The sequence below is a fragment of the Henriciella sp. genome, assembly GCF_029936995.1.
GTDB lineage: Bacteria > Pseudomonadota > Alphaproteobacteria > Caulobacterales > Hyphomonadaceae > Henriciella.
Window position 1 is genome coordinate 1 of the sequence record NZ_JAPYRE010000015.1, and the last position, 10886, is coordinate 10886.

13 protein-coding genes are annotated in these 10886 nt (G+C 54.7%); 8 read left to right on the plus strand and 5 right to left on the minus strand.

Features of this window, described 5'->3' with window-relative positions:
* The 3 genes from Q1K31_RS16505 to Q1K31_RS16515 form a co-directional block, all read left to right on the plus strand.
* On the plus strand, window positions 1-529 hold a 529-nt coding region (locus Q1K31_RS16505; RefSeq protein WP_300382023.1), incomplete at its 5' end, for a DNA cytosine methyltransferase.
* Entirely contained in the window at window positions 526-1383 is an 858-nt protein-coding gene (locus Q1K31_RS16510; protein ID WP_300382025.1) for a hypothetical protein, read from the plus strand. The genes Q1K31_RS16505 and Q1K31_RS16510, both read left to right, overlap by 4 nt.
* A 107-nt stretch (window positions 1384-1490) precedes the next feature.
* Complete coding sequence (locus Q1K31_RS16515; RefSeq protein ID WP_300382027.1) at window positions 1491-2060, plus strand: recombinase family protein; 570 nt, start codon at window positions 1491-1493, stop codon at window positions 2058-2060.
* Here Q1K31_RS16515 and Q1K31_RS16520 read toward each other — a convergent pair.
* Window positions 2057-2455 (minus strand): hypothetical protein, encoded by a 399-nt coding sequence (locus Q1K31_RS16520; protein WP_300382029.1) that lies wholly within the window; start codon window positions 2453-2455, stop codon window positions 2057-2059. The genes Q1K31_RS16515 and Q1K31_RS16520 overlap by 4 nt on opposite strands.
* 46 nt (window positions 2456-2501) lie before the next feature.
* Between Q1K31_RS16520 and Q1K31_RS16525 the strand changes: the two genes are divergently transcribed.
* Both Q1K31_RS16525 and Q1K31_RS16530 read left to right on the plus strand, forming a co-directional pair.
* Complete coding sequence (locus Q1K31_RS16525) at window positions 2502-2834, plus strand: hypothetical protein (protein ID WP_300382031.1); 333 nt, start codon at window positions 2502-2504, stop codon at window positions 2832-2834.
* A gap of 506 nt (window positions 2835-3340) precedes the next feature.
* Window positions 3341-4402, plus strand: coding sequence for a replication initiator protein A (locus Q1K31_RS16530; protein ID WP_300382033.1), 1062 nt, complete (start codon window positions 3341-3343; stop codon window positions 4400-4402).
* Here Q1K31_RS16530 and Q1K31_RS16535 read toward each other — a convergent pair.
* From Q1K31_RS16535 to mobC, 4 genes are all read right to left on the minus strand, one after another.
* Window positions 4399-4713, minus strand: a complete 315-nt coding sequence (locus Q1K31_RS16535; RefSeq protein WP_300382035.1) for a ribbon-helix-helix domain-containing protein — start codon at window positions 4711-4713, stop codon at window positions 4399-4401. The two genes, Q1K31_RS16530 and Q1K31_RS16535, sit on opposite strands and share 4 nt — an antisense overlap.
* 3 nt (window positions 4714-4716) lie before the next feature.
* Window positions 4717-5361, minus strand: coding sequence for a ParA family protein (locus Q1K31_RS16540; RefSeq protein WP_300382036.1), 645 nt, complete (start codon window positions 5359-5361; stop codon window positions 4717-4719).
* Window positions 5362-5537: 176 nt separating this feature from the next.
* Window positions 5538-6824, minus strand: coding sequence for a relaxase/mobilization nuclease domain-containing protein (locus tag Q1K31_RS16545; protein ID WP_367187602.1), 1287 nt, complete (start codon window positions 6822-6824; stop codon window positions 5538-5540).
* Window positions 6712-7071, minus strand: coding sequence for a plasmid mobilization relaxosome protein MobC (gene mobC, locus Q1K31_RS16705; protein ID WP_367187601.1), 360 nt, complete (start codon window positions 7069-7071; stop codon window positions 6712-6714). Before mobC ends, Q1K31_RS16545 begins: the two co-directional genes overlap by 113 nt.
* A 193-nt stretch (window positions 7072-7264) precedes the next feature.
* Here mobC and Q1K31_RS16550 point away from each other — a divergent pair, with 193 nt between their 5' ends.
* The 3 genes from Q1K31_RS16550 to Q1K31_RS16560 all read left to right on the plus strand — a co-directional run.
* A complete protein-coding gene (locus Q1K31_RS16550) occupies window positions 7265-8728 on the plus strand; it encodes a type IV secretory system conjugative DNA transfer family protein (RefSeq protein ID WP_300382040.1) in 1464 nt (487 codons plus the stop codon).
* A 15-nt stretch (window positions 8729-8743) separates the two neighbouring features.
* Window positions 8744-9451 (plus strand): hypothetical protein, encoded by a 708-nt coding sequence (locus Q1K31_RS16555; protein WP_300382042.1) that lies wholly within the window; start codon window positions 8744-8746, stop codon window positions 9449-9451.
* A 763-nt stretch (window positions 9452-10214) separates the two neighbouring features.
* Window positions 10215-10886 (plus strand): DNA cytosine methyltransferase (locus Q1K31_RS16560; RefSeq protein ID WP_367187603.1); only part of this gene is annotated, 672 nt, incomplete at its 3' end.

Consider the following 10886-nt stretch of genomic DNA (forward strand, 5'->3'; position numbering starts at 1 on the left):
GATTTGGTGGGCACTCCCGGAACCGGCGAAACGCAATATAACATTCGCTGAACTTATAGAAGAAAATCCTACAAGTGTGCCGTGGCACACCAACGATGAAACGGACCAACTCTTAGGAATGATGAGTCCGGTAAATCGGAAAAAAGTTGATCTGGCACGAAAAGCAAAGCGTCGTGTTGTCGGAACTATCTATAAGCGAACGCGGCGGGATGAAAACGGATTCAAAGTTCAGCGCGCGGAAATTCGATTCGATGACGTGGCGGGCTGCCTTCGCACTCCCGCCGGTGGTTCAAGTCGCCAGCTTATAATGGTCGTGGACGGAAAAAAAGTCCGATCGCGGCTCATATCAAGCCGGGAAACAGCGCGCCTTATGGGATTACCTGACGAGTATATCCTTCCCAAAAATTATAATGAAAGCTATCACTTAACTGGTGACGGCGTAGTCGTACCGGTTGTGCGACATCTCGCAGAGCATATGATCGAACCGATCCTGCAAAGACAGGAGACCAACTCCCGCGAGGCGGCATGACAATAATTCCGTGCGAACAAAATAAAGAGTTACGGAAACGCATTGAACGCTTCGCGGAGACATTGAAAACCGAGTCCCACAAGCTCGGGGATCATGGTTTGGGCGAACAAGAATTTTACAACAGCGGCCTTTTTCGTGGTGCCATTGAACGGGTGCGAGGTCAGTTCTCAGCCACGATGCGAGATAAGCGCGAATTTATGCAGCGCGTTCTCAATTTCATGGAGGACGAGAAGTTCATCGCTGGCTGGCAATCAGCGGGCGAAGCGAACCGGCATGATTACGCCGTTGATCTAAATTCCGGCAAAACCGCCGTTATTGAGCTAAAAGGCTGCCTGGACGGTAATAACACGAATATCTTCGAGCGGCCGCCGCACGCTAATGAGTTTGTTGTGTGGAGCGTATGTTCCAATCCTGGCGCCGATCCGCGTCACAATGCCTGGTCTGGGATTCATACGCGCCTCTCGGCGGAAATTATTTTCCGTGAACAGCGTGTCGATGGGGTGATCATTTGGGACATGGTGTGCGGCACATTAGGTCGACCATGCCCAAAAGTTGCGAATAATCCTGACCGCCTAACCGAGGTCGGGCCGTACAAACTTCCACCACCCTGCCTCTATGTCCTGCCGGCGACAGTACCAAGTCCTCGCAACAATCCCCATCCGCCGGCGCAAAAACTGAAAGATGTCGAGTTCTTGCAAGCCATGTATGATTGTTTTGGCGGTAATCCGGAAGAAATCAATTTCGTTGAATTCCAGGTGCATTACCAAGGGGCCGATTTGATGCGGAAGACCACGATCACCCGCGATGGTAGCGTCCAGAGAACATCTGATGCGACCGCCATTAAACGCGCGTGACTTAACGCTATATAATCGGTCCTTTTTACAGCAGTGGTCGGCCCGGCTTTAAGGCACTGATTTTATTAGCTCTGGCGTGCTGCAAAAACCTATGGCAAAATCATTGAATGAATAACGGGCGATTGATCGGCTATGCGCGGGTCTCCACTGACGAACAAAATCTAAGCCTACAGGTCGATGCCCTGGCACAGTCCGGCTGCGCGGAAATCTTCAAAGATGAAGGCGTAAGCGGGTCGAAACCGCCACATGGCCGGTCGGGCTTTGCTGCCGCCTTTGAAGCGCTGCAATCTGGGGATACCTTTGTTGTTTGGAAGCTCGACCGTGTAGGCCGGTCGCTTAGTTCACTCATTACGCTGCTCGGCGAATTTGAAGAACGCGGCATCGAGTTCAAAAGCCTGACGGACGGTATTGATACGACCACCACTGGCGGGCGGCTTGTTTTTCATATCATGGGGGCATTGGCCGAATTTGAGCGCTCGCTAATCCAGGAGCGCACAAAAGCGGGCCTGAGAGCCGCCAGAAAGCGCGGGAAACGTCTTGGGCGCCCCCCGGCCCTTACTGCTGAACAGGTCACTCACGCGCGGCGAGAGATCGATTCTGGCCGGGAAACGATTGGGGGAATGGCCTCACTCTTCGATGTAGACAGAAATACGCTGGCCAGGGCTCTGCGGCGTTAACGATCCCGGTCCTTAGTTCGCTTCTTTTCGTCAGCGATTTTCTGCCGGAAATTGTCTCGGACACGATCTCTTTCAGCCGTGTTGTTACGCTCGTTCTCAATGCGCGTATTGTGACGTTCGACTGAAGCCTCTCGCTTCGCCTGGGTCTCCAAGTTGGCCTTATGAGCATCAAGACGGGCCTCGGCCTTTTCCTTGGCAATTTCGTTCATTTCCGCAGGGGTTTTTGCAGGTCCGAGCTGTTTGTCGATAAATTCATCGGATGGTCTGAGGACAGGACCGCGATCATTTGAGCGATCCTTTAAAGCGGCCCGCTGACGCTCAATGGAATCCAGTTTCTCATATTCCTGGTCGAAAAATGTTTGCAGGCGGTCTTTGTCATCCCCTTGTTCAGACACGATTTTTCTTCCCTCAAAGCTGCCTGATACTGTAGACTATAGGGTAATGAACTTTGAGAAAATAAAAAAGCATTTGAACGCCCAGGATAAAGACCCGCGTTTTATAAAGCATATCGAACCTGCACTCAGGGCCATGCATGAAGAAGGGGTAGACCCTTACAGTATGGGGTTGGCATTTGCCTGCCTCTCAACAACGGTGGTGCAGGTCGGATTGCCCAATCAAGAGCTGGGCGGGTTTGGTCGATACATGCAAAATTTAGGCAAGGCTGTCGAAAAACACAGCGAATTTTGCGAGGAGCTCATTCAGTCAACCGTCCTTGCACCGCCTCCGGACGAGGAAGACCTGGCGGACTATGACGCTCCACCATATCGCTGGTAATTTCTGGCTATCCTTTCCCCTGCCGGGTCGTTTTTGATCGGGTTTCTTCGGAGCCGCCGTCACGAAGAGCGAAGAGGTCCATCTTTAGACCCCTCACCCCGTGATTGGGGGTCTAAAGATGGTTCTCGTAGCGTGTGCTCGGTGGGTTCTTCGCCCGATCTGATCCGGGTTTCTTTGGTGAGCCCGAACAGGGCGAACATAAAATGAGAGTATCCAGCTTTGCTGGATTCCTTTTATCCATATCCCGGAGGCGAAGCCGGAGGGAGTTAATATAAGAGTTAAATAGGGTTAAGCGATTCTGGAAAATGCCTAAGCCCCTGAAATTAAAGGTCATACAAGACCGCCTTTGACATAACTGGTAACTAAAACCACGAACTTTGGTAACTAAAACCACGAATCTTGGTAACTAAAACCACGAATCTCAAATCGCAGTTATCCACAGGTGAGCGGGTACTTAAAACCACGAATCTTTTGACGCGGGTAACTAAAACCACGAATGTAGGCCTATGGTAACTGAAACCACGAATAATGAGCTGAACACCCTGCTCCCTGAGAGATACCCGCAGCATGACCTGTTCATCTGTGATGTGAGTGATGCGATCCTCAAAGATGTCATGCAGCACATGGAGCACCCCTTCTATGCGCTGTCCAAGAAGCCGGAAACCAATGTCCGGCGCTATGAGCATAACGGGAACTGGCTTGAGATTACGCCGAGCGTGAAGGGCCTGGCGACCATCTATGACAAAGACATTCTGATCTACTCGATCTCCCAGATCATGGCTAAGCTCAAGCGCGGGGAGACAGTCCATCGCCGCGTGCGCATCAATAGCCGCGAATTGCTCATGTTCACCAATCGCGGCACCTCTGGGCGCGACTATATCGCCCTGGTCGAAGCGCTCGACCGGCTGGAAGGCACCCGCATTCGTACCAACATCGTCACCGGCGATGAGGAACAAATTGACGGGTTCGGCCTGATCGACGCCTCATCTGTTCGCCGGAAACACGGCCTCGATGGGCGGCTTCTTTGGTGCGAAGTGGTGCTGTCTGACTGGGTGTTTAATGCTATTCAAAAGCAGGAAGTGCTTACCCTGCACAGAGACTATTTTCGTCTCAGAAAGCCCCTTGAGCGGCGGGTCTATGAGATCGCCCGCAAGCATTGCGGCCAGCAATCAAGCTGGAAAATAAGCCTGGGGCTATTGCTCAAGAAATCTGGCTCTCTGAGCCCGGAAAAACGGTTTCGCCAGATGATCCGTCACCTGGTCGCGCATGACCATTTGCCGGATTATCATGTCACCCTGCACGATGATGATATGGTCGAATTTTCCAATCGCGGGGCAGTCAAACCATATGATGAGGCCCCTGCCCCACTCGGCCATGTCTCTGAACTTCAAATCTCTGATCAGGCCCGCGCTAAAGGCAGAGATCACGCTAAAGGCTGGGACATATACGGGCTGGAATCCGAATGGCGCATGTGGGTGGCCGACAAGAAAATCCGCGTCAAAGACGCCGATAGTCACTTCATTGCCTTTTGCAAACGGCGCGGCCCCTATAACGGCTCGCTGTTTTAATCGACGCGGAAATCCGCGCCCTCCCCTTCCAGCCGGGTATTCAGCGCGCTCAGGATGAACTCTTCGAGCCCCTCATCCTTTTGCATAGCCAGGACTTTCAGGGCCTTGTGAGCCTCTGGGGGCATATGGACGGTCACTTTCTTCATACCGGCGCGTGAGCGCTGCTGAGGGATGTCCTGGGGCTGCTGTAAGGTCGAGGGCTTTGTATGCGCCTCTACGGCGCGCTCTACCACGTCCACGCGCTCATCTTCGCTTGCGAGCGTGCTCCGGGCTGGCTTTGCCATACTGCTCAAGGGTTTACGTTTTGCCATAGATCACCGCCTTTTCCGGGCTTGGTTATTTTGAAGCTGCTTTTTCACCCACGCCCAAAGATCGTTGATCTCATTGGCCGCTTTCGAGCTAGGCTCTGTCTCGGTCACGCCTTCCCCGGATGTTGAGGCGTGAACAAAAGCTGTGCGGTCGCCAATCGTATGCGGCGCAACAGAGAACGAAAAATCCGATTCGATCAGCTCTCTGGCTTCCTGAACAAGCGTGCCGAACGGCTTGCACCCATTCAGGATTGCCGCTCCTGGTGTTTCGGCTATCGAAAGGACGCGGATCGTTGCCTGCATCGCTTCAAGATCGAAAGCCGCCGCACGCACCGGCACGATGACGAAATCGGCCTTACGGGCGAAATCAATGGCTTCTGCGCCCACATTGGGCGGGGTGTCGATGATGACGAGACCAAAGCCATCGGCCTCGGCCTTTTCGAGGAGGGCCGTAAGCCGTCCAGGCTGTGCGGAAATCACGGTCGGTGCTTCGGCCTCACGGCGATCACTCCAATTCGCAGCGGTGGTCTGCGGGTCCATATCCAGCACCGCTGTTGGCAGACCGTCATAGACGGCTGCGACGGCCAGATTGAGCGCCAGCGTCGTTTTGCCGACTCCGCCCTTCTGAGAGTTCACCGAAAGAATATGCATTGAGACCGCCTTTCACACGTCATCACAACAAGTGTGCCAGCAAACCATAAAGATGGCAAGACATATTGATGTTTTGCCATCATGCCATCATGCCATCATGCCATCATGCCATCATGCTGTTTTAATGTACTGCTGTACTGATGGCTAGCCATCTTTTCATCTTGATGGCATGATGGCTATGGATCACGCGATCTATCGCGCTTCCGCCGTGGTCGTGACGGCTTACGCTCGCCTTTCAGCTTGTCCCTGAACGCATCGCGGGCTTTCTGGCGTGCTTTATCCGTCGATTCCATGCCACGCTTAGCTTGCCAGATTTCATCGGTCTGCGCCTTCGTGCTGTCTAAGTGATGCTTCTTCTCTTGTTTGAGCCTGGCGCGTAACTCTTTGGTACGATCCCGCCAAGCGTCATCGGCCTTCTGACGTTCGCTCGACATTGCCGCTTTTTGTTCCCGGCCTAATGCCCGCCGCTCACCTTCCTGATCGCGTAAAAACTGGCGGCGCATGGCATCACCGGAAACGACCGCTGAAAGGAAAGCCCGCGCCCGGCCTGTATGAGTCTGGCGCATGGCGTAACGTAAGCGGTCGCTGAGACGGCCATCATAGCCGTTCAGGGCTTCGCGCTGCTCCTGGTACAGACTGCGCCATCGAGGCCGGAACGCCTCTCTCTGCGCCTCTCTGACCGTTTTAAGAGCGACCCGGCGTTCGCGGGCCATCTGTGTGAACGCAATTTGGCCCGTCCGGTCGATCTCATCACGGGCGCTTCGGTAGCGCGCCCATAGCGCATCCGTTTCGGCCTTTGCCCAGGCATAGTGCTCTTGCCGGGTAGGGGACCTATCTTTGACATAGCCCTGCGCACGGGCTGCGTTGTTCTCTACACGCTGCTCACAATAGACCGTGCCGCGCTTGCGCTCATACGCTTCGGCCCATCGAGACAGAATCAACTTGTCATTGCTCGTCACTGCCGCGCGGCCCGTTTCGGGATGCACACGGTTGACGATGACATGGACATGCGGGTGGTCCGTGTCGTTATGAGCCACAATCATCGCCTGGTGATCTTCAAGCCCCAGATGCGAGATTGTTTCTCTGGCCGCTGCGAGCTGATCCGCCTTGGACGGCGTTTCATTCGGATGCCAGGCCAGGGAATAGGAGTAGACCGGCTTGGTCAGCGGGCGACCGCCTTTCAGGCCAGCCGCGCGCTTGAGCTCTGCGCTATGGCTGGCCGTATCGATCATATGCGCTGTAGCACGCTGCGGGTCTTTCGTCGGCAAATTCTGGATTTCGACGAACTGCACCCGCTCATCCGAGAGCGCGCCTTTATCATGCAGATAATACAGCGCGGCCCCTTTGAAGCTACGACCGGCTTTGGCGATACGCGGAACCATCTGAAAGCCAATCGTCAAAAAGGGTGTCGAGCTTCTGGAGCAACCCGGCCAGCTCACGTTCCGGTAAATCGCGGCCTGCATTAACACTGCGCGCGATTTGATTGAGGTTGTTGCCAATGCGGCGAAGCTCATGGCGCACCTCAAAGCTCGGAACGTTGGAGCGGGCGGTTTTGAGCGGACGGCTCAAAGCCGCGGCACGCACAAAATCTGTCACGCTCACACCAGTGCGGACGGCCCGGTCCTCAATCGTCGCCCGCTCGCTAGGGGAGAGGGCGATATTGAGCTGATCGCTGCGCCGATCTGATGGGGACATTTTGGGCCGCGCCATGCCGGTTGCTCCTTTAGCCGGGGTTTTGGGGGGCTGCGCTTGAGCCCCCTGAACGAGGTTTATCCTAGGATAAACATATCTCGCTACTCTCTCAACTCCGCATCCTCCTATTCTTAAAATTTATCCACACTGGACTTGAATTATCGCCAACTTTCCGGTGAAACTTCACCCAGGGCTAAGAGGGGACACGCGGGTGGATTTTTCGACATTGCCTCGGGGTCTGCCCGGATCAACAGCGCGCCAGGGCTCCGCACCACGCGCGCTGTGGAACGCACCCGAAACCATCACACAGTCCGAGTTCTGGACATGGCATACCGGCAAAGTTGTCTTGGGGGCGCTTGGCTCAACGCTGCTCGGTACTGCCGATGACCGGCACCTTTTCACGGTCGCCGGGACACGGGCAGGGAAGGGGGTTTCGGTCATCATCCCGAACCTCCTGACCTATCCCGGCTCTGTGCTTGTGCTCGACCCCAAAGGCGAAAACGCAACCCTCACCGCTGACCGGCGCGGGGCAGGGGGGGCTGTGCCGGACGGGGGGATGAATCACGACATATACGTGATTGACCCCTTCAATGTCGCTGACGTGCCGGATTCCTATCGGGCAGGGTATAACCCGCTCGCCGATATTGATCCGGCCAGCCCGTCTTTTGTCGATGACTGTGACAGCCTCGCGGATGCGCTCATCGTTGACCCGCCAAACAGCAATGATCCGCACTGGACCTCAACGGCCAGGCTCGTACTACGCGGGTTCATCGCCTGGGCCTGCGCGAAAGACGGCGATGTCGATCTCAACGACATTCGCGCCATGCTGTACCGGCCTATGCTGGCTGATGATGAAAGCGGCTTCGACTTCCTGCTTGCCGATATGAGCGCAAGCCCAGATGTCGCCGCCGGAATCCCGGCAGAAGCCGCAAACATGCTCATGCAAATGGGTGAGAACGAACGCGGCTCGGTTCTCTCTACTGTTCGCGATAATGTTGCCTTCCTGTCTTCTCCGCCAATGGCTGAAGCCTTGTCGGGGAAGGGCCGGTCGCCCGACCTCGAAGCCTGGAAATTCGGTAACGTCTCGATCTATTTGTGCCTGCCCGCGTCGCGGCTGCACCGCCATAATCGGTTCTTTCGCCTATTCCTGAACAGGCTGCTCGATGCTGTCGAACGTGATCCCAAAAAGCCAGAATATCCGGCGTTGATGATCCTCGATGAAATGCATGTGCTTGGCCACATGAAGGTCTTAGAGACCGCTGCCGGGCTGCTCGCCGGATACGGCGTTCGAATCTGGTCGATCTGGCAGGATTTAAACCAGCTCAAACAGATTTACCGCGACCGCTGGGAAACCTTCATGGGCAATGCCGGTATTCTGCAATTCTTCGGCCTGAACGATCTGACCACGCTCAAATACGTCTCCGAACGTCTGGGCAAGTCATCCGTGATGAATATTTCCAAGAGCGAAATATCGAAGGCCCAAGCGGCCAGCGGCTTCACCGGCGAGAGCAAGAGCATTCAGGATGCGCCGCTCTTATCGCCTGATGAAGTCGCCTACTACTTTTCCAGGCAATCAGGCGCACAGCTCCTGATGTATCCGGGGGCTGATCCGATCTTCGCGTATCGGCTTCCATACTACGATAAACTCTATGACAGGGTGAGACAGGGCACATAAAGCGAGGGGCCATTCATGACCGAAGATCCGAACAAAAAGCCGCCGGAAACGACAAACGCCATCAGCGATTTTCAGCAGCGGGCTGAAAAGAAGCTGGGAGAGGTGCGCGAGCGCGTCTCAGAAGGGCGCAACAAACCCAAGGGATTTGCCAGGGTACGGCCTTATCCAAAATATGCGCGGGTGGACGCGCAATCGGACACGCATGTTAAATTCTCGATCCCGGCCATGCACCGGCTCTGGGCGCGGTATTTCAAGCTCCTGGTTGTCCCGGTCCTTCTGGCTTACTGCGCGCTCGTCTTCTACATCACAATGGTCGAGGGCTATTATGAATATGGCTCGCTGATCACTTGGATCGTGATCGGCCTTGCCGCTGCCGCCGTGGTCTATTTCACACAAGTTCGGGTGCGGATGACCGTTGAAGCCACACCGGACTATGTGGCCGTTCAGGGGCTCAAATTCAGACCAGACCATTACGGCGGCATCACTAACGCCTTTGAGTTCAAAAGCGGCAAAACAAACCGCCCGCAATTTTCGCCCACCGGCCAATCTTTAACCATGCTGCGGATCAATTATGGCTCCTGGGGAGAATGGACGGATTTCATTGTCGAAACCGCCTTTGCGCCGGAATATATCATTTGGATGAATCACATGGTCGATCCTGTCATCGGGCGGAATCAACCCGAGACGCCAACAGAAACCGGCATTCGAGAACAGAAATTCTAAGAGGATTCTTTTCCTTGAGTGACCGACATCAACCCTATCGCCGTGCTCGCTCGGTCAACGGCTTTGCCGTCCTCCGCGTACGCTTCGGCCCTTACGGGTGACTGCCGCTGCGCGCTGCGATGGTCTGGGAGTGTCGGCTCCGAAGGAATGTCGAGAACCTGTCTTCCAAAGGAATTAAAAACATGAAGACGTGTGAAAACTGCGGCGGTAAAATTGCTCCCAATGCCTATAAATGCCCTTCGTGCGGCACCAACACCACATCCGGAAAAAAGAAGACAACAATTAAGTGCCGTAGCTGTCGGGCACGGCTTAATACCTCAGAGATTTATTACTACGGGCAAGGGAGCGTCGTTAATGGAAACTCCACAGGGGCACGGGTCAAGCGACCTTGCCCTCAATGCGGTGAACGAACACCGGCTTTTTCCGATACATTTGTCGGCGGGACGTTGGGCTTCATCAAAGTGATGGCCATTATCTTTGGCATTCTCGGGGGGCTCGCCCTTCTGGGTAATAGTGGCTTGTTCTAACTTCGTTCTTGATTTTGGCGCCGAAGTGGCGCCATAATGCGGTATGAGTGCTATACCTGCAAAAGCTGAGCAACGAACCCGCCAAAGTCTGCGGCTAGACCCCAAACTCTGGACACGTATTGACCGTGCACGCGTCATGAGGGCTGGCAATGTGTCTCGAAATACTTGGATCACCGAGGCGATTCAGGAAAAATTGGATAGGGAAGCCAAAGAACAAAAAGAAAGTGGGGCACCCGGTGTATGAGTTTTATGAATTTTTCGCTGGTGGAGGAATGGCCCGCGCCGGACTTGGCGCAGGATGGTCATGCCTGTTCGCCAACGATTTTGATCATAAAAAAAGCCGGGTATATCGAGAGAATTGGCACGATGATGTGCTGAAAACCGGTGATGTAAACGACATCACAACATCTGATCTACCAGGCCAGGCCGATCTAGTATGGGCCTCTTTCCCTTGTCAGGACCTGTCACTCGCTGGCGGTGGGGCCGGGTTGCGTGGCGAGCGGTCAGGTACATTTTGGCCTTTCTGGAATTTGATGGGTTCACTCTCAAAGGAAGGGCGGGCACCGCGTATGATCGTGCTCGAGAATGTCTGCGGCACCCTGACCTCACATAAAGGCAAAGATTTCGCCGCGATCTGCGAAGCGTTCAGACAAAATGGTTACCGCTGCGGGGCCGTGGTGATTGATGCGGCGCTCTTCGTCCCGCAATCACGCCCCCGGCTTTTTATAGTTGGTGTTCGTAATGATGTGGCAATTCCGGCATATCTCGACGCAACCGGCGAGGCGCAGCTTTGGCACAGCCGCACATTGGTCAACGCTTACGAACGTCTACCGGCGCGCTCTCAAAAAAATTGGATTTGGTGGGCACTCCCGGAACCGGCGAAACGCAATATAACATTCGCTGAACTT